The sequence below is a fragment of the Shewanella sairae genome (assembly GCF_023283535.1).
In the GTDB taxonomy this organism is placed as follows: Bacteria; Pseudomonadota; Gammaproteobacteria; order Enterobacterales; family Shewanellaceae; genus Shewanella; species Shewanella sairae.
The window spans coordinates 1-19,331 of the sequence record NZ_JAKILT010000060.1; the positions used below are offsets into that span (position 1 = coordinate 1).

Annotated in this window: 21 protein-coding genes; 1 reads left to right on the forward strand and 20 read right to left on the reverse strand. The window is 40.6% G+C overall.

The genetic code is table 11. The features are described 5' to 3' along the window. Nucleotides 1-111: 111 nt before the first annotated feature. Nucleotides 112-885, reverse strand: coding sequence for an RNA-guided endonuclease InsQ/TnpB family protein (locus tag L2748_RS19530; protein ID WP_220782081.1), 774 nt, complete (start codon nt 883-885; stop codon nt 112-114). A 39-nt stretch (nt 886-924) separates the two neighbouring features. Here L2748_RS19530 and tnpA point away from each other — a divergent pair, with 39 nt between their 5' ends. Then, on the forward strand, nt 925-1,323 hold the full coding sequence (tnpA, locus tag L2748_RS24645) for an IS200/IS605 family transposase (RefSeq protein ID WP_220782082.1): 399 nt from the start codon (nt 925-927) through the stop codon (nt 1,321-1,323). Nucleotides 1,324-1,683: 360 nt separating this feature from the next. Here the strand turns inward: tnpA and L2748_RS19535 are convergent, their stop codons facing one another. The 19 genes from L2748_RS19535 to L2748_RS19625 form a co-directional block, all read right to left on the reverse strand. Continuing rightward, a complete protein-coding gene (locus L2748_RS19535) occupies nt 1,684-3,873 on the reverse strand; it encodes a DNA topoisomerase (protein WP_220782083.1) in 2,190 nt (729 codons plus the stop codon). Between the two features lie 737 nt (nt 3,874-4,610). Further along, nucleotides 4,611-4,793: a hypothetical protein gene (locus tag L2748_RS19540; protein ID WP_220782084.1), complete on the reverse strand. Its 183-nt coding sequence runs from the start codon at nt 4,791-4,793 to the stop codon at nt 4,611-4,613. A 16-nt stretch (nt 4,794-4,809) separates the two neighbouring features. Next, nucleotides 4,810-5,391, reverse strand: a complete 582-nt coding sequence (locus L2748_RS19545) for a DUF6012 family protein (RefSeq protein ID WP_220782085.1) — start codon at nt 5,389-5,391, stop codon at nt 4,810-4,812. A gap of 33 nt (nt 5,392-5,424) precedes the next feature. After that, nucleotides 5,425-5,826: a hypothetical protein gene (locus L2748_RS19550; RefSeq protein WP_220782086.1), complete on the reverse strand. Its 402-nt coding sequence runs from the start codon at nt 5,824-5,826 to the stop codon at nt 5,425-5,427. A gap of 248 nt (nt 5,827-6,074) precedes the next feature. After that, nucleotides 6,075-6,518, reverse strand: coding sequence for a hypothetical protein (locus tag L2748_RS19555; RefSeq protein ID WP_220782087.1), 444 nt, complete (start codon nt 6,516-6,518; stop codon nt 6,075-6,077). A 251-nt stretch (nt 6,519-6,769) separates the two neighbouring features. Continuing rightward, complete coding sequence (locus L2748_RS19560; RefSeq protein ID WP_220782088.1) at nt 6,770-7,255, reverse strand: OmpA family protein; 486 nt, start codon at nt 7,253-7,255, stop codon at nt 6,770-6,772. 22 nt (nt 7,256-7,277) lie between these two features. Beyond that, complete coding sequence (locus tag L2748_RS19565; RefSeq protein WP_220782089.1) at nt 7,278-7,694, reverse strand: hypothetical protein; 417 nt, start codon at nt 7,692-7,694, stop codon at nt 7,278-7,280. Then, nucleotides 7,682-9,514 (reverse strand): type IV secretory system conjugative DNA transfer family protein, encoded by a 1,833-nt coding sequence (locus tag L2748_RS19570; protein ID WP_220782090.1) that lies wholly within the window; start codon nt 9,512-9,514, stop codon nt 7,682-7,684. The genes L2748_RS19565 and L2748_RS19570 overlap by 13 nt, the downstream gene beginning before the upstream one ends. A gap of 9 nt (nt 9,515-9,523) precedes the next feature. Next, entirely contained in the window at nt 9,524-10,537 is a 1,014-nt protein-coding gene (virB11, locus tag L2748_RS19575) for a P-type DNA transfer ATPase VirB11 (RefSeq protein WP_220782091.1), read from the reverse strand. 128 nt (nt 10,538-10,665) lie between these two features. After that, nucleotides 10,666-11,838, reverse strand: a complete 1,173-nt coding sequence (gene virB10 / locus L2748_RS19580; RefSeq protein WP_220782092.1) for a type IV secretion system protein VirB10 — start codon at nt 11,836-11,838, stop codon at nt 10,666-10,668. A gap of 2 nt (nt 11,839-11,840) precedes the next feature. Then, nucleotides 11,841-12,608, reverse strand: coding sequence for a TrbG/VirB9 family P-type conjugative transfer protein (locus L2748_RS19585; RefSeq protein ID WP_220782093.1), 768 nt, complete (start codon nt 12,606-12,608; stop codon nt 11,841-11,843). A gap of 7 nt (nt 12,609-12,615) precedes the next feature. Further along, a complete protein-coding gene (locus L2748_RS19590; protein WP_220782094.1) occupies nt 12,616-13,365 on the reverse strand; it encodes a VirB8 family type IV secretion system protein in 750 nt (249 codons plus the stop codon). Nucleotides 13,366-13,516: 151 nt separating this feature from the next. Beyond that, on the reverse strand, nt 13,517-14,512 hold the full coding sequence (locus L2748_RS19595) for a TrbL/VirB6 family protein (protein ID WP_220782095.1): 996 nt from the start codon (nt 14,510-14,512) through the stop codon (nt 13,517-13,519). A 35-nt stretch (nt 14,513-14,547) separates the two neighbouring features. Beyond that, nucleotides 14,548-14,718 carry a hypothetical protein gene (locus L2748_RS19600; RefSeq protein WP_220782096.1) on the reverse strand — a complete coding sequence of 57 codons (171 nt, stop codon included), beginning with the start codon at nt 14,716-14,718 and terminating at the stop codon, nt 14,548-14,550. Next, nucleotides 14,715-15,383, reverse strand: a complete 669-nt coding sequence (locus tag L2748_RS19605; RefSeq protein ID WP_220782097.1) for a type IV secretion system protein — start codon at nt 15,381-15,383, stop codon at nt 14,715-14,717. The genes L2748_RS19600 and L2748_RS19605 overlap by 4 nt, the downstream gene beginning before the upstream one ends. Continuing rightward, nucleotides 15,328-17,823 carry a VirB4 family type IV secretion/conjugal transfer ATPase gene (locus L2748_RS19610; RefSeq protein ID WP_220782098.1) on the reverse strand — a complete coding sequence of 832 codons (2,496 nt, stop codon included), beginning with the start codon at nt 17,821-17,823 and terminating at the stop codon, nt 15,328-15,330. The genes L2748_RS19605 and L2748_RS19610 overlap by 56 nt, the downstream gene beginning before the upstream one ends. Continuing rightward, nucleotides 17,801-18,178 (reverse strand): hypothetical protein, encoded by a 378-nt coding sequence (locus tag L2748_RS19615; protein WP_220782099.1) that lies wholly within the window; start codon nt 18,176-18,178, stop codon nt 17,801-17,803. The genes L2748_RS19610 and L2748_RS19615 overlap by 23 nt, the downstream gene beginning before the upstream one ends. Before the next feature lie 229 nt (nt 18,179-18,407). Beyond that, nucleotides 18,408-18,716 carry a hypothetical protein gene (locus L2748_RS19620; RefSeq protein WP_220782100.1) on the reverse strand — a complete coding sequence of 103 codons (309 nt, stop codon included), beginning with the start codon at nt 18,714-18,716 and terminating at the stop codon, nt 18,408-18,410. An 18-nt stretch (nt 18,717-18,734) separates the two neighbouring features. After that, nucleotides 18,735-19,283 carry a transglycosylase SLT domain-containing protein gene (locus L2748_RS19625; RefSeq protein ID WP_220782101.1) on the reverse strand — a complete coding sequence of 183 codons (549 nt, stop codon included), beginning with the start codon at nt 19,281-19,283 and terminating at the stop codon, nt 18,735-18,737. Between the last annotated feature and the right edge of the window lie 48 nt (nt 19,284-19,331).

The window sequence follows — 19,331 nt, forward strand, 5'->3', positions numbered from 1 at the left end:
ATTATGTAGTCGGATATTACAGTGAGATAAGGCCCCATAGTTATAATGGCGGCTTGACCCCAAATGAATCTGAACGAAGATTTTGGAATACTTACAAGTCCGTGTCCAGTTTTACTTGACCACTACAAGGGAATTTACGTTACCAACGAAGATCGCCGCGTTTTCATTAACTAGTTTGCGGCTGTATTTATGCAGTTCATCTGCCCTGCGGTTCTTGATTTTAGCGTGAATCGCCTTAGCTCTACGTTTCTTACCTGCTCGTTGAGCAAGTCCAAGCGTAGTTTCTAGGCATCTGTAATGCCTGCCTGTTACTTTGTTTCCATTACTATCTGTAGCTGCTTCTTTGCACCCCAAATCAATACCTATCGAGCCTGTCCCAGCGTGCTCTGGCGCTTCAAATTCAACAACGACATTGAAATACCAACGGCCTCTAGCATCTTCATTGAATGAACCGGACTTGAATGTATATTTATCTAGTCCGTAACTATCCCAGAGCTTGAAGTGAATTTTGTTGTGATAGACGCAGCCATTTTTGAAACTTATGCAATCTTTTCTTACTGGAATCCATCCTAGAGAGCGCTTGCTACCTCTGGATTTACGCCAGTTGAGACGCATTTTTTTGAATTTTTTCCTACGAGTTGCATACTCATGCCCGATCATCTGAACTGTAGCTGAGTTTAGCCCTAATTCTTTGTTGGCTCCTTTCGTATAGCTTTGAAAGTCATAACCCGATAACCATTTACCTCGCTCTCGAATAGAGCGAGAACTCAATTCATTACAGTAATTCCAAACAAAGTTGACAGCACGAGCCATATTGTTCAGCGCAGCAACATGCTTATCGCGAACCCTAAGCTTTAATGTCTTGGTATGGATTTCTGTATTCATACCTGAAACAATAAGCAAAATTCATTTTAGTGTAAACAGATGAAGTCACATTTTCACTGCGTCTATGACATGAAGTACCATTTAGTGTTAGTAACCAAGTATCGCCGCAAATGTTTTACATCGGACATGCTGGTTCAGTTGAGAACGATTTGCGAAAAGCAATGCACTCTGTGGGAGATCAAGTTATTGGAATTTGGAGGGGAGGCGGATCATGTTCATTTGATGTTAGAACTCAATCCTACGATACAACCTTCAAAATTTATCAACAGTTTGAAAACTGTCACAAGCAGACTGATCAGAAAGCAATATGCGGAACATCTAAAGAAATACTATTGGAAGCCCGTTCTCTGGTCGCGTGCGTATTGCTTACTGACGGCAGGAGGGGCACCACTGGAAACGTTGAAGGAATATATACAAAACCAAGACAGGCCAACCTAGCTTCGCTAGGTGCGCTATCCATCTCCCACCAAGCTTATTCGCTTTGGCTCATAAGCTATGGTCGGAGAATTTCGCGCTGTTCGTTAAAAACCCAATTGAGCTAGTAACTGGTCGGACGAGTTAAGGGCTGAACTCAAAGCAAACCTTGTCATCTTTTCTCTCCGCGAGTGGTATAGATAACTTTAGGTCGGGGAGTTGTCAAATTGTTCCTTCCATCCCTCAAGCCAGCCTTGAGATTCAAAGAATACAATTGACCGGCTTCTTTCGTTCCTCAAGTAGCGGTTAATTGACTAGGAAAAGTCAGCATCGAGACCAGGATATAATCGTACCTCAATATCTTGGTCTCAATGCCCAAGTGTTTTACTTAAATACAGGCTTGCCGCCTTTGTCGGTAAAGGCTGATGAACAAGTGGGATAACCACTACAGCCCCAAAAATAGCCCGTCTTCTTTCGCGGAATAGCTTTCTTTTTACGTCTGATTAAACCCTTGCCACAGTTAGGGCAAGAATGCTCTGTAGAAATAGTTGCTGGTTTTTTCGTTAGGTCGGGTTTGCCGCCCTTATCTGGAAAACTGGTTTTGCATTCAGGGTAATTATTACAAGAGAAGAATGTACCTTTTGTGCCGTTACGCTTAATCAATAGCCCCGTTTCGCAATTGGGGCATGATTGAGCGTCAGAAGTAATGTTAATACCGTTTGTTTTGACGTTATTTACATGTTCAGCAATGAAGCTATCAAGATTGCTTAGAAACTCCGTTACGGGCATTTCATGCGCTCTAATGGCATTTTGCTGTTGTGACCAAATAGCTGAAATATCAGGCGCTAAAAACGAGTCAGGCAATAGCTCACAAAATTCTTGACCTTGTTTTGTCGTTCTCCAAACAGGCTCTTTGTAACCTGTCATTTTCACTAACTCGACAAGCTGAATACGTTCCTTTAGCTTTTTCAGTATCGAGGCTCTAGTCGCTTCTGTTCCAATAGAGCCGCATTCATCACGATTACCTTTGTCTTTTGCCTCAAACTCTTTGCGCAATATTGGATCTTTAATTAATTTTCCCGCTTTACTCATGCCAGCCAACAAAGAAGATTCAACATGATATTTTTGCGGCTTAGTCTTCTTTTTAGTGACGTTAGAGTCAGTGACTACCGCTGTGGTGTTGTTAGTCAGAGTCGATAAATCTATTCCTGAAATTGGTTCATCTGCTGGTATATCTTCTCTATAGAGAGATTCCCAACCTTGTGATTTTAAAACTGTTTGAGAAGCTTGGAATTGACGCTTTGAGCTTTCAATCTCGATAATGACGTTAGTTTTATCCCTAACCGATGCTGGATAGAACAGCGCTATAAAGCTGGTTGCAACCAGCTCATAAATATTCCGCTCTTTTACTGTTAAGTTAGCTTCTACTCCTGTGCGTTCAGTTGGCACGATTGCGTGGTGCGCTTCAATTTTTTCTGAATTAAAAGACGAGTGCTTTAATGCTAAGTCGCCTTGTGAGATTGCATCTTTCAGTGACGGAATAGTCACACAAATACTATCTAGGATTGACTGGCGCTGCTCGTAATGAGTATCGCCTAAAAATCTATTATCCGTTCTAGGGTAAGTTAGTAGTTTATGAGTCTCATATAAGCTCTGTACGGTGTTTAGTGTTTCTTCCGCAGTGTATCCCCACTTTTTAGCACAGAGTTGTTGTAGCGTTGACAAATTGAATGGACGGGGCGCAATCGCTTTAGTTTCTTGAGTTGCCGCATTAACGATTACTGCTTGCTGTTGTAATGATTCAGCAGCAATTGAATTGGCCTCTGATTCATTTATTAGTCGTTTTTTGTCGTCAATATCATCATTAGGTGTAGTCTGATACTTTGCTTGGACTTGCCCGTTATTGACGTTAAACGTTCCCACTACATCGTAGTAAAAGCTTTCTTTGTGGTTTTGATTGGCTAACGTTCTTTCGTTTACCATGCCAAGTACAACAGTTTGTACTCGCCCGATGCTTAACACGCTATCAAATCCCGCTTTTCTAGCCTGCAATGTAAATGCCTGAGTCATGTTGAAGCCAAATAATTGATCGCCAATTGAACGTGCTAATGCACTCTTGGTTAACCCTTGGTAATCATCGTTATTTTTTAAATCATTTAGTGCTGCTTGCACTGGCGCTAAGTTTAAATCCGCCACTAATAGCCGTTTCACTGGCTTAGTGTTATTGGCATAGGTTAGTACTTCGTCAACTAACAGTTGCCCCTCCTCGTCTGGATCGCCTGCATTGACAATAAGCTGTGCTTTTGTCATCAAAGACAAAACTGTGTCTAATTGGCTTTTGGTTTTAGCGATAGGTTGAAGTTTTGGAGGGAAAGAGGATTTAATCGGTAAATATTCAAGTTTCCATTGATTCTCAGGAGGGCAAAGCTCAAGTAAATGGCCTACACACCACGTTACAATGTCATTGCCATGTTGATAATAGCCGTTGAGTTTTTGTGTTTTTGGATTGCCTCCCAAGCCCTCAAATATGGCTTGAGCTAAAGACGGCTTTTCAGCGATAAATAATCGTATCATAATATTTTCCTCGTTAATGGTGAGTTTGCACTTGGAGGCGTTCAGTTGGATTAATCAAGTGCGATTTTAGGCTTTGGTTATTATTTAAGGGGTTTATATGGCTAGAATGAAACCATGCGTTATATGCGGTAAACGATTAGCGAAAGATGCAACCACTTGTTCTAATTGCGATACAAAAGACCCGTTTTATGAAAAGCGCGACAAAATAATTCTATCGGGAGTGATAGGACTAATATTTATCGCCTATTGGCTGTTTGAGCGTTTTACTGGCTGATTTTATTAGTTGGGCTAATTCAAGCATTGATTGCTCAAGTTCAAGCCTACGGTATCCAAATAATCGTAGGCGTGAAAAAAAATGATAATAAGCAAGTTCGCAAGGAGGTGAACGCAAAGAAAAGCACAGTTCACATTCGGAGTTGTATCTACCCTCAATAACCCAATAAATAGACTTGTGTTGAGTTGTTGTCCATATTTGCTTATGTAAGTAGGCCGCTGTATCAGTGGGTGCTTTAAAGTATATGTAGGGGGCTTCAATGTGACCGAATAAATGACCGTGGCAAGATGCTATGGTTTCTACTCCGTCTATGCTATTTAGCATGTCAACTGCGGGTTTAATGTGCTTATCTATAACCGTATATGGTTGTTTGTATTGAATAATTGGAGCAGCGAATAATTCAAATAGTAACGTTTTAACTCTTTTTGATATGCAACTTATCATGGCTCCCATCCAGTCAGTATTATTGTGCGATGTTGTTTGTTTTTAGTTCCTGCAAAATTAATAGTGTTGTTTGATTAAGTTCGACTAATTGTTTGATACTTTCAGCTAGTGCAACATTGACTGAGGATAAGTGTCCAAAGCAACCAATCAAAAGCACTGCAATTAGTAACAAGATGCCCGTATAGATAATCTTGTGATTCATTGTTATTTCCTTGCTGTTAAGCGATAAAAGCGGTGTTGATACTAGGTGTTCGTTTTGCAAAATCTGAGGATAATCGACTTAGTTCCAGAGAGGGTTGATAGAGTGTCTGCTCTTGGCTTTCCCAATTTGTTGTCTGGTCATCATTCAAATATTGATTTAACTGTTCAGTACGAAATAATGCGCAATTTTGAATCAAATTGTCGCTTTTCTCGTGTATCGGTTGCTTTCTGTTTTCGTATTCTGTGCCGTATAGCCCGTTCCAGATTAACGTGTTATCACTTAATAAATCATAGCCTGAATCATTATCCGTAATAATGTGATTTACCGTGTGTATTAACTCTTTACCTGCAAGTGACCATTTTGTGATTACGGTGAATTGAGTCAGTGCTTTATCTGTTTTAATTAAGATGCCATCAATTGCTTTCCGCTCCCTTTTGCATACAACGTAATACGCTTTATTCGGGTAAGGGTTCTTAACCGTTAAGTTGTCTTTATTAGTTAAGATAATATCTAATTCTGGGATTTCAATTTGCTTAAAACAATTTTGGTGCAACTTTGAATGGTCGCAATAGATTCTAGGTGTTATATGGATATACATAGTTCATCCTATACGGTTGAGTTTTATAAGTGGTTATTTTCTGAAAAAGTCAAAGCATACCTCGGTGCAATTATTCGTACCTTGTCCCCACGTTTTCATTTGGTTAGCTAAAATAGATTTACTTTCTTCGTTTGCAGCTTTAATAATTAAATCAAAAAAATGAACTTTAAAATCGTTTATTTGAACCCATGTACTTAACATGGGAGTGCCATCATTTAATTCTGAAAGACATTGCAAATCATTTTCAATTAATGGCAGTAGGCTAGGAGTAGCTTCAATAAGCTCTATAAGCTCTATAAGCGTCTGACATTCAATGCCGTCAAACTCAATTAAAGGTTCATTTGCTACTGGCCTAACAATAGGTTTGTTAGGGACTGAATACATAGGGACTATAAGCACCATCCCTTGTCGAACGACATCTTTTAATGTTGCCATTGTTTGCTCCATTTACTGTAGTGTTCACCGAATTTGCGTAGGGTTTTAAGCCCGCTGTTATCCTCATGGCCACATGTGCTGCAAACAAAACAACATTTCTCTTTGCTGTATTCACTACTAGGGTGATCACATTCAAGATTTATTGACTGGCAATGTTCGCATTGGGTGGCTGATATACCTGTATCGTGGGTTGGCAATGTGACTTTTTCACAATCTAAACATCGTTGTGGCATAACATTGAACCTTTGTTATTTTCTGATGAAATCAAAGTACACTTCTTTATAATTATTAGCGCTTTGTCCCCATGCTTTCATTTTATTGGTTAAAAAGGATTTTCTTTCTATGCTTGCGGCTTTGATAATTAAATCTAATAAGTGGGTTTGGAAATCAATTATTCCTACCCATGTGGTTAGCAGCTTAGTTCCGTCAAATAATTGTGTGACACATTGTAAATTATCTTCAATCAACGATAAGATAGTAGGGTTGGTTTCGATAAGTTCAATGAGTGTTAAACATTCAATATTGTTTAATTCAATATCCTCACCATCATCAAAATACTGAGGCGTGATAAATGCAGTTCCTTGTCTATCGACATCTTTTAACGTAGGCATTGCTCTAACGCTACCTTTCCCTATTCTGGTGGGAGCAAAAAATACGCAGGCTTTAGTGTTTATATTTGATTGTTTATTCATGTTGTTTTCCTATGTAAGTGTTAATTCTCACTGTGGCGCTCAATATATAAATGAGCGAAATTAGAAGTAATACATACTCGGCTGGAAAGAAAAATAATATTTCTCTTATCTCTCCCCATGTGATCACTTTGTTTTCAGCATAAGGCGACCAAATAAGATGTAAGAGTATTAAGTATGCGGAGTACAAAGGAATGCCAATAAAAGTGAATTTAAAGTAAATAAAAAATTCGTTGGCGAGTAAGTGGAGTAGCTTAATTGTTTTTGCTAATGGCATATTCGCTATCTGGTTTAGGTTTGTGCTGGCCTGTAATTATTATTTCAGACGCCCGTTCAGTTGCTTTGGCATTTTCTCCCGAAATAGGATTGTCATAGCCAATTCCATTTATAGAAACTTGGTTAACATCAACGCCGTTAGCAATCAAATATTGAGCGGTCACTATTGCTCTTTGTTTGGATAGTCGATAATTGCTCGTTACATCACCTACCTTGTCTGTATGGCCTATCACCAATACGCTAGAGTCAGATAGTGCAGATATAAGTTGAGCAGAGCTTTTTAACACTGCTTTATCTTTTTTATCCAAAACCGAACTACCAATATCAAACTGAACAAAGACTTTTGTAGAAAGAGGCATTGATTTAACGTTTACAACGTCATTAATGATGTTGGTTTTTTCACAAGGTTGAGAAGAACAAGCAGTAGCAGAAAGAATAACGAAAGGAAGTAAATATTTACGCATGGCGGCTCCTTAAAATCAGCCGTTAGTAATAATAGCGCTCACCAGATTTCACGCCGTCTATGTAGGTTTCAACCCACTTTAAGGTTTCAACGCAGCCTTGAGGGGCGCACCAATCACCGTTGCAATAGCACTCTTGCCCGTCAATGATTCGACCGTTCTCTAAACGGGCGGAAACGCCCTCTTTAGAAGACATTTCAACTTCTGGCATATTTGGAATGTTGGGCATACTGCTATCGCTTAATACGCAGCCTAGAAATTCTGGTAAAGGTGGTTTGAACTTTTTAATTCGGTCTTTAAACGCATCCTTAGCGTCGCCGCAGCCCGAACCAAATCCCGTTGGTAAACATAACCAGATAGCGCATTCAGCTTCACTTGCCGCATGTGCGGCTGGTTGAGCGAAACACAGTAATAAAAGCGTGGTTGATATTAGTCTATACATCGTACTATTGGCTCCATAGCGGGTAGTTTTGCCTCTGGTGGGAGCGGAATGTCTCCCATTGAGAGGTCTAGCAAAGGAATGTTAGGCGGATTATTCTCTGAATATGTCACCCGTTCAGCAAAAGCCGGTATGTCAAAATAAATGATTTTTTTGGCTTTGATTGGGCGGTTGTTTTCAATAATAATCAACTGATATTCACCCAGCTCAGTTTTGACCCCTTTCTTTGTTTTGTACTTTTTAATGCCAAGATCAACAATTTCTTGAGGCATCATTAAGGCTCTTTGTACTTGATCGTAACTGGTTGTGGTTACTCCTTTAGTGCGCGATTTTTTGCGGACATTCACGGTCTTATAACCCAATGTTTCGCTGATTTCCTTAGTCGTAGCATCGACTACTTTAGGTGGGTATATTGATTTTACGCTAATGTTATCTTTCAGCACCGCCGCGCCGTCCTTACCATAATTTTTAGATTCGGTAAGCTGTGCGTCTGTCTGATAAATGATTAGAAAGCGCATGTTATAACCAGCGGTTAAGCCGATAGATTTCTGGATAATGTCTACTCTGCCTAACGAGGTAAATTCATCCAAAATCATTAAGCACTGGTACTTTAGCGTGTCGTCAAACTCAGGTAGAACTTGAGTGTTCTCACTGATTAACTGGCTGAAAAAGAGATTTAGCAAACCCGAAAAGCGGCCTAAGTTAGCTGGGCGAATGCCAATATAAATCGACATGCGTTTACGTCTTACGTCCCGTAAATCAAAGTCGTCCCCGTTCGTTGATTGAGCGCAAACCGCATCACTAAAGATAGATAGAGGCGTTAAAAAGTTGGTTAAAATACTGCCAGCGGTTTTATCTGGTGCAGCACAGTAGCCAAAGAAACCAGCCTTACAATCATCTGATATTTTGCCAATTTCAATTTGCTCTTTCATCCAAGCTTGTAGGCCGCCCTCTGGCGTTGTTAGCTTGAGTAGTTGTGGCATGGACACATTCATTCCCACATCTTCGTGGTCTAGCATGTACAGCACTAAACACTTGAACAAATCCCCTGCGGCCTTTTGCCACATTTGATTTTCACCCCCATTATTGGGATAGAAAATGTCAGCGATCGTTAAAATGTCACCATTTCGATAAATAGGACTTCGCCTTACATAGCTTAAACAATTCCAACGGTGCGATCGCAATGTCATGTTTGCGGCATCGACTTTTTCATCAAGCGCGAATCCGTCAGGGGAAAATAAAAATACCTCTTGGCCTACCGACTCCCTGAACCCTGCTGTTTTTCTGAAATTCTCTAATTTCGTGTCCATCACAACAATGGTATCCGCGAAATTAACGCAATTTGGAATAACCAATCCTACCCCTTTACCTGAACGAGTCGGCGCGGCACACCCTGCGAACTTCTGGCCACGCATTCGCAGTAGCTGGCCTTTGTACTTTCCAGATAAAACCTCACCAATTAAGATTTCAGGGTATTTACCCTCTCTATCGACTAGGCCACTCTCTTTTAGCTCAATGTCATTAATGAATCGAGCAGAGCCGTACAGCTCCTCTTTCTCTAACGACATAAAATAAATGAATAAGGCAAAAAGGGACGGGAACAATGCAGTGAATACGCCTGTGGCGAAACCACCAGTAAGTAACTTCATCACTTCTTTATCTGCGTGATAAAGCTTGTAGTAATCAAACAGCGTGGTGTGCGTTAAAATGGAGGTGTCAATGTCAGCCAGTTTTAAGAAAACGTGACCGCCTGTATATAACCCCATAACGGCAAAAATAATGGTCGATATTACAAGCGTTAGGGTAATAGATAATTTGCTCATAGCTTTGGCCTATTCGCTTAAAAGCTGATTCTTTTCTTGTGGATCGTAATAAATCTCTGTGAGATAGGTCTTGTTGAAAAAACACACCACATCTATAGAGGATTTAATGGTCTTCATAATGAAATCGTACTCTAGCGTTTTCCCCACTTCGGACTGCTTAACCAAACCCGCTAAACGAGGGAATGCGCTATAACAATCATTCGCGTGAATGGTCGTTAAGCTCCCTGAATGGCCTGTGTTGAGCATTTCAATGTAGTTCCAAGCTTCATCACCCCTAAGCTCTGCGAGTAGCACGTGGTCGGGCTTCATACGCATACACGCCTCAATAATTGTTTTTGGCGTTATCCCTTTGTTCTTGTAATACAGGTGAACATGATTAGGGTGGTTAGGTAAATCTAACTCGTGAACGTCTTCGATTGTGAAAAGCCTAAGCCAGTCAGGATATTGGTCAACAAACGCTTTCATCACGGTTGTTTTGCCGCTGCCTGTGCCGCCTACTAATAGAATATTAAGATTGTTAACCACGGCTAATTTAAAAAAATCAGCAAGCAAGCCATGATCTTTCAAGTGAAGTAATTCGCGTTGTAAGTCAGACAGTTCAATATCGACTTTACTCGCCCCTTTTACGTTTGAGAACCGCCCCGAATTTTGGTAATCCTCTAACGAGAAGCGAGTTAACGAGGGCTTTCTGAACGTAAATGAAACACAGTTGTTTTCACAAGCAGGAGGAATAACTAATTGACCACGTTCACCGTCAGGTAACACCACTGAGGCGATAGGATTGTTAAAATCTAACGTGATACTAATTTGGCTATACACTGATAAGGCCGTAGCTAAATCCATGCAAATTTGAAAAGTACATCTAGGTTCGTCTTTATATTCCCAACCATTACCGCGATCGAACCAAATCCGATTAGGCTGGTTTACTGCAATTTCCGTGATGTTATCTAAATCCAATACTTCTTGTAGACCCGATAATTGAAGTAAATTTTTTACTGTAATAGCACTGTCTATGACATTCATTTTTTCGCCTTAAATGGAGCTGCGTTATTGAGTGGGGGAGCGCTTTTCCCCACGCGAAACTAACGTAGCCAACAAAGCGTAGCTGCGTTAGTTCGGTTGAATAGTAATGATTGGTCTGGGCGTAACTATCAGAAAGGAGATAGGCCGTAGACATTGCTCATATCAATGTCTCTTGCTATCAAAATATTTAAGCGCGTACCAATCTGAACGTAACCCGTAGGTTTGATGTTTATCGAGTTTTCAAGGGCTTTAGTCGCCATATCCTCCCCCGCTGTTTGCATGTTGTCAGTGGATACAGAGGCGTTCTTTATTTGACTGTTAGCCAAGGTAGCAAAAGCATCATTAAGAAAAGACAGTAAGATTGCACCGCCGAAGCGTTCCTTAAAGTGCGTATCTACCCACGCATCAACACCAGACGCGCCTAATGCACCCGTACCAAGACTATCAATCTTAATAGATACTCCTTTAGGTGTTTGTATATCCGCCCACGTAACAAACACTCGCGCTTGACCTTGGTCAAGGGCAATATTTTGATTACCAAATACCCTAGAGCCTTTTTCAACTAACAACGTTACCCCGTTAGCCGAATACACATCATTAATCACGCTACAGACCACCAAGCCGCTAAACGTAGAAATGATTTCCGTTTGTAAAGCACAAGGGATATTTGTCCCATGCTGCAAAAGAAACGTTCGATTATTTCTGTTGTCGGTATTGGCAGAGCCAGCCGCATAGCTTTGACCCGTAAATGGATCGCTTCCGCCGCTGATAGCGGGTAGCTGTTGTGCTGGTTGAGGTGCGACATTAGCCATGACGGTAGACGTTAGTTTTCGCTGCTCAGGCGTAATTTCGTCTTTATTGCTTCTATTCGTGCTTGAGGTTGTTGGAGGTGGTAGGTTTGACGGGGGCGGTGTACTTGTTGAGGTTATATTGGGTTTTGGCGGCGGCCTCGATGCGCCTTTATCCTCCCTCTCCTCATTCGGCCTACTGTCTTCGACCGTTTCCGAATCGTTCCCCCTAAAGCTGGCTCCTATTGTTTGTAGAAAATTACCAAATGCAATAGTTGGATTTTTCTCTTCACGAATAAGCGCTTTATCTACGGGGGCATCTTCTGCTGATGTTGTTTGAGGTTCGCTTTTTCCAAACATCATCCACCATATGAATATTCCCGCCGCTACAGAAACGCCAATAATGCCAACTAATCCAAAATCGACTTTCTTGCCCTCTTTGCCTAGTACGTTAGGCGCACCGCGATCTTTTTTGACCTTTTGTCCCGCTGGAGGGATTTTGCCGTCAGTCATGGTTACTCCTTAATGATAGTGCGTTGAGCGTCTATTGAAGTCGCCTTTTCGTTATAACCTTGAGGTGATAACTCAGTCGCTTTGATGCCTAACACCGCCTCACCTAAGCGCAATCTGAACTCAGGTGATACGCCATGAGCGACCAATACGTCATTTTGCATGTGAGTGTTAATCAGTGTTTCTTTACCCGTAAATGTCTTTTGATAAATAACAGGTTGTTCAACATTCTTTGCAAATTTAAAGCAAGTAAAGCGTCCATCGTCCCAAACGAATTGGGGCGATAAAAAATTATCGCCCCACTTTACATAGCTAAAATTTCGCACACCATCAGAGCAGGGAATTGTTTTCCCTGGTCTAACTATTTCTTTGGGTTTTTCGTAGTCAAATCTTACGACATAGGCAGAGTTGAGTTTGTTGTCTACTGTCACTAAGTCAAATGAATACGTGCGGTTCTTGTCCGATACTATCAGCAAGTTTGTGTCGGGGTTCACGGCTTGCGGCTTCAAAAAGATATTGTTGCCTCTAATCGCTAGACCCCAAGCGGTAGCGTCCCCCATGCCGACCCCGCTCAAGTCCTTAGACATAATCGTTTCACCGTCTTGCAACTGAATGAGCGTAGCACGACCGATTTTTGTTGTGATTTTCACAACGTCTTTAGGATTGTACTTAGTGGTTTGGACTCGGCGGTCAAAGCCTTGGGATAGTGGAACGGTCGCGGCGGTTACGTTAAATGTGATTAACGTGGTTAAAATTAATAATTTTAATTTCATGGTGCGGTTAATCCGTGATTTGGTCAGCTCGATAACTCGTTACTTGGAACCCTAACGGGTTAACCTGTTCTTCGTTCTCGCGCTTAATCTCTTTGTTATAGTCAAACGTAGCGGTAGCCATCCAGTTTGTCACAGGGAAGCCAATCGCGGCCTTACCGTCCTTTTCAATAACGGTTTTGGTAAATCGTACTTGCGCTACCACACTGTTACTCGTTGTGATAAACGACGAACCATTAATCTCAACTCTTACCGATTTCATATTTTCAAATTTCTTCAATGGTGAATTATCAGAATAAATGGCGGTTTCATATTGAGTAAATACAGTTTGATTAGACGTTAATTTAACTTCTTCAAACGATTGTTGAATGGTTTCCCAATAATAAGCTTCTCGATTAGTGACGTAATTCTGTAGCCAGAATTTATTTAGCTTTTCGCTATAGCTTTCTTGGCTATTTGACATAGGCTTAATTACGTCAGTATGCCCCGTATTATTATCAACTCTAATCACGTATGGCGTGACCGTTTTAAATGGCGCTAAGGACATTAACGCAATAATTGCTATTAATGCTATCGCGGCAAATGCTCCCGCGACTCGCCACGCCATTTTGTTTTGTTTTTTGATATATTCGATTCGGTCAGATTCGAAGTTTTTAATTTGAGAAATATAATCAGCTACAATCTTTTTTGATGATGCAGTCGTTTTATTCTCGGCGGATTTTTTATTCTTTTCTAAAATAGCGGGTAATGCTTCTTCCATAATTAGCTTCTCAATTCGGATAATTTAATTTCGCTTGGATTCACGGGCGTTTCCTTGCCTGTAGGTTCAGGCGGAGGGGGTAAACTGGTAGAACAAGCGGAAAGGAGTAGTGCTGATAATAATGCGGTAACTTTAATTTTTTGAGCCATATTTAACCTGCCTTTATGTTGTTGCCTCTATTTTTAAATTTATTGTACGCCCCACGACCTGCTCTACCTGCGGATTTAGCACCTTTGCCTAGAAGTTTCCCTGCTCCTTTTCCCGCACCAGATAACGGACCCATTAGGTTTTTCATACCTCCTATCATGGAAGAAAAACTACCGCTCATGCCGTTGATACCCACGCCACCCGTTAATGAACTAGCAAGTACGGGTATTTGCACCGATATTGCAACGAATGCTGCAAGTGTAATAGCTATTTTTAATGTTTTATCAATATTGATATTTTCAGGAGTCATGGTAGTGAACATATACAAATTTAAAAAATCCATTTGGATAGCTAACGCGATTGGAAACATGAATACGATTAATGTGTAGTTTAAACATAATCCTACCCATGATTGAAACCAGTGGCGTGTTTGAGGGAAGAAACTAAAACAAACAAATATGGTGCCAACACTTAATAATATGCCCACCATTATTTTTGCGGTTAACAATATTCCTATTGTTGTCGCTGCAAATGGAATGGTTGTAATTATTATCATGGCGATAGTCACTATTGATACAAACATTGTTCCATCGTCAGACATTGGCGCAAACTCAGCTTGTGAGAAGAGGGAAATAACGTATATGTATATCTTGGTGAGGAAACTATCAATAGCGACAGCAGAGTTTGGTGTGTTTGTAAGTGTACCGCCTAATTCTTCTCCTAAGTTTAATACGGTGGGGATTACTGCGCTTGAATAACTTGTTGATGCGAACATCATTACCACGCCCAGTAATGCGAGTTGTTTTAATCCGTCTAATAACGGGAAATCCGCTTTATTAAATATGAATTGGTAAGCAAAATATACAGCGTAAAGGCTAAAAAAAGTGCCAAAAACAGTAAAAACAATGCTGTTGATTGCAGCAACGTTTGTTCCTATTGAAGCCTGTATAGTTGTGTTTATATATTCAAATAATTCAGCGGTAAATGTGAAACCAGCCATTTACCATCCTTAAATTTTAATTCAATATTTAAATGTTATTTTGCAGCTTCGTCTTTATCTTCTTTTTCCCAAGAGGGTGTTAATAACTGTTTTTTTAACTCTTTGGCTTTTTGTACTTTTTCAGCTTTGGCTTTTTCTTCTGCGCTTTCACAAGCTGTTAAAGAAAAGGCCAAACATAATGTAAGAAAAGCAGTAATTAGTTTCATGTATCTTGTTCCCAAGTCGGCGTTAACAATTGTTTTTTGAGTTTAATCATTCGTGATTTTCGCTCAAGTTCTTGTTGCTCACGCATTAATTCATTCATTGATTTAGTGAGTGCCACTTCATTAGCAAGTTGCACCTGTTCATATTGCAAAGCGTTCGCTAGGTCGGCTTTTTTGGCTGGTGAATCAGCATAGCGTAATTGGGTTGTTAGCTCAATAATTCGCTCCTGTCTTGTGACACTAGTCTTATAAGTTTTTTTCAAAAAAGCGAAGTTCTTTAGTACTTTATCGTATCGCTCTTGTATTTTTGGATCGTCATCGTTCATATCAAACTCATTACGCAAGTCGTCTATGTCTTCAATGGTTTCATATACCTCTTTCCAATCATTAAGCGCTAGGAATTCTGCAACTTCTGGATCGCTTAATACAGATGTAACGTCCCAATAGTCGTTATTCATTAACTTATAAAAATCACTTTGATCTTTAGTTGCGTTTAAATGATTTTTAGCGCCGTCCATTTGCTCCTTAAATCGCTGCACTTGCGCGATACCGTCTTGGATCATTTGCGCTATCGCGGCGATATCAATAGTTGGAATGCCAGCCGCATTCGCGTTAAATGGAATAGCGATACAGATCGCTAACATCGTCTTCTTTAAAAAAGGGTTCATAGTCAATTGTTCCACTACAATGATAAATAATTAAGTCGCTTAGACATTCGTCAGCGTTAAGCAACCGCTCTGTAGGTTTTGCATTTTTATATATTTTTTCAATCCGTTTATAATGTTGAAAAATGGGGATCCAATCTTTGGGATTGTCACCTGTGCATTTGCGGATCTTTTCACACAGACTAATATCCGCAGTTGTTCCCGATATAATCGGCAAGTAATCATCAAAGCCGTATAAATCCATTTTAGCGACAACAGCATCACGAGATTGTTTAACTAAAAATAATCGGGATTCTTTTCCGAAGCCTAAAACCTTGGCGACCTCTTTATTATTTAATCCAATCTTTTTATATTCAGCAGCGTTAGCGTCTGGATTTGGTAACAGTACCTTAGTTGCCGTTTGCTGAACGATGGCAGGGAAAATAGCGCAATTGATCGCATCTTCTGGACTTTGGGAAATCAGATAAATGAACTCGTTTTTTAAACGTCCCGCTTTCAATACACTCATAATCAATGATTGAGTCAGTGGGAAGTTTGCAGGCATCCAAAATTCCTCAACGATAGTGAGCAGCAATTGACCCTCTTTTTGCATCAATTGCTTGATGAAAAATAAGGTTGCAAGAATGGCCTCACAAGCAGGGTGAGCGCTATCCCCTTTCTTTTCTAAGATGGTTGTCGTGTCAAATCCTATTCGGTTGAAGTCGTCAGGGTTAAATTGGTTTTCGGCGCTATCTAACGCCCACGCTAACTTTCCGTTCTCAGAGTGACACCACTTACTCAAGCGCAAACGTAAATCGGAACCCATAGGGATAGATTGCAGTACAACACTGAATCGCCGATTTGCATGACTTAATGACATTACAGCGTCTACAGCCCGCTTAATTGTCATTTCGTCTTGCGGGGTGATATCACCTGTAGGGTAAGCGCACCGCTCAACAAGGCTATATAAAAAGCCTCGTAGTTGTGGCGTGTCTTTTAGTTGGAACGGATTAAGTCCTGTGTCTACACCGTCACTGAATGCAAAGTATTGACCGCCTACAGCGCGTAAATACAATTCTGTAGAGCGGTTATAATCAATAACAAAAAGCGCAGGGTTAAAGCGGGTTGTAAATAGAACCAGCGCCCCCTCAAGGGTGGTTTTACCTGTGCCACTTGCCCCTAAGATTAAAGCGTGACCTAGTATTTTTTCCCCTAACACGTTTTTGTCATGGTCGCTTGCGTGACTGTTAAAATAGTACAAGGTTTCTGGTTCAGTTTTGAACGGCATTAGTGCCGTCCCGTCACCGATAGCGTTGCCCTCTTTCTTGCCGCAAGAGTAGTTATGTAAGCTAAAACCACACACTAAGTTAGTTACAGTTCTAGGGCTTGATAGTGGTCTTACAGCGCTAGCAGGTAACAAACTTTGGTACGTAAAAATGGATTTAATGTTGCTGCGCTTCCAGCTAGTACCAAGATTTAAAAAGCCACTGGCAACCTTTGTACCGCTTTCAATTGCTTCATCTACGTCTTTACCAAAAACAACTAACGCTGCATGGTAATCACCAAAGGCAATGTCGCCGCTGCTTAAAAAGCCTTTGGCGTACTCTAATTCTTCGATTTGCTCCTCTGACTCATTATCTACAGAGTCAGCGATATTAATTTGATCATCCAGCAATTTGATTGCTTTATTGTTGTTAATGAAGATCATGGACTGGCTCAAAATAAACTCGTATTGAGCTTTTAGAATGAAGTCCCACATTCCCGCCTTTGTTGTCGCGGGATAAGCATCAAGCTCATATAAAACCCCGTACCGTGAGGTATCAGACTCGTGATTCCGGATCTCTAATGTATCGTATCCAAAGTGCAACTCAGACTTTGGGATGATGTTAGTGATTTTGTCCGTAGACAGCGGGATTTTAGCGGTAAAGTTATTCAGTAAATAAGCGAGAAACGACACGTTCTCACAATAGAAGACGTTATTATCACGTTCTTCAATTGACAGTGTAGTCGTGCGAAATTCATTTAACACTGCATTGGTTACGTCCAAAATCTCGTTGAGTTCTTCGATACCGTTATCAATATTTGTATGCTTGAGAACAAACGAGAGGTAGTAATCAGTTGTGAATAACTTTACACCATCGAACATTTCACGATATTTATCTGCAAACCCCTGTGTAAATGAACAAGGCATTTCGTAGGTTTGATCTAATGAGTCTTTTTTCTTAACGATATGAGTCCACAGTGCAAGACGACTACCGCACTTATGGGCTAATGAGTTAAATAGGTTTTTCTGAGCGAGAAAGTAATTGTGGATCAAGTTTTCGCTCATGGTTTCAAACTGGATACCTTTCACATGAACAATGGCTAGCAAACGTTCATCATCGAGGCTGATAATTTTTTCTGTCACTAATCTACCGTATTTAGGGATCAGCGAATCAATGCTAATTGTGTTTAAAAAAGTCATGGATTTTCTCTTTTTTCAATTCGGGGGCGTCTAATTGTGGCGATATGCTACAAACGGTAGATTTCACTTTCAGGCGTAGTGCAAAGCCTTTAACGACCCACGCTAGGTTATCCATTGCGCGTGAATCGTTTTCACACAAAATTCGCAAGCCAAACAATATGCAGATTAAGGTAATAGGAGTGATTAATATCAATGGAATGCTTTCTAAAAATAGCATTCCAGCACCTGTTGATACGACTACCCCAAAGGCGATAGCAATTAAGGTTAATAGGGGGACACCGAACATAAGCGGCTTACGCGCCAGCATATTATATGAGGCATATAAATCTTGATTTTGTTGTTCGTTTTCTTGCATTTAAATTTACTCGCGCCAGATAAGTAGCATTAGACAAAACCACAACAAAACGATGAATTGAGAAGCTTTTCTTTTATTGTAATTTCCTATTGCTAGCCAAGTTAAGAAAGCGATTACGCCAGTAAAGTAGCTCCCAAAAAGGATGATACTCACGGTTATTCTCTCGCGACATGGAGGGCAAAGGTAAAGTCTCTTAATGCTGCTTTACCCTTGCTTTGATGATTTCTAGTTAGGCGAACATGCCCCATGCGAACGTACCCGCCGCAAGAATACCGCCAGCACCCGCAACTTTAGCTAGTGCCATAAAAACATCACTCCAATCTTGTTTGCCTATTTTGGCCATAATGACGTTATACATAAGGTACACAAATGCAGCAACACCAAGGAATTGATAAAGCTTGTCTTTCGCTTTTTCGGTTTCGTTAATTAGTGGATCTAAACCGCCAGCAGCAACTGCCGAACCTGTAAGTATTAATAAAAGCATGGTAGCCGCTGTAACGGTTAAGGTAGATTTTTTTACGATAGTGTTTAATTTCATGGTTGAGCCTTTGACTGGTTAAAAATCTTTGAATACGTCCCACGCTTCGCTTTGTTTGGTGTGGGGCTTTGGTTGAGGTTGTTCATTCTTTTGTTGCGCTGTATTTTCACTAAAGCGCTCTACGTAACTTAACTTTTGATTTCCTTCTTTTTTAAGCCCGTCTTCAAAATTGCCATAGTGATAGCAAGAGGCCGCAGCTTGTACCTGCTCGTTTGTACTGCTATCTGGAAATGATGCTGTAGCTTTGTCTAAACAGGACTTAAATTTATTCGCACCGGCTTTTATGTTCGCGCACGAATCAAAAGCGGTGCTAATAGTTAAACCTTGCTCAGAAATAGGAACTTGCATCAAACCCACTTTGTAGCTAATGCCTAAGTTGGTTAGGCTCTTTGCGTACTCTATGGCTTCGTCTTTGGTTGTGGGTTGTTGTGCGATTGGGACTTCAGTATTGATACTAAAAGGGTTGCCTGCGCTTTCTACCTGTACCAACTTATAAAGTGTTTGAGGCTCGATAGATGATTGACAGGAACCCAATAGCGACAAGATTAATGTCGCGTCAATGAGCATTGGAAACCTCTCTTATATCCTCGCCCTTGCGATAACGCATTGAGCGAG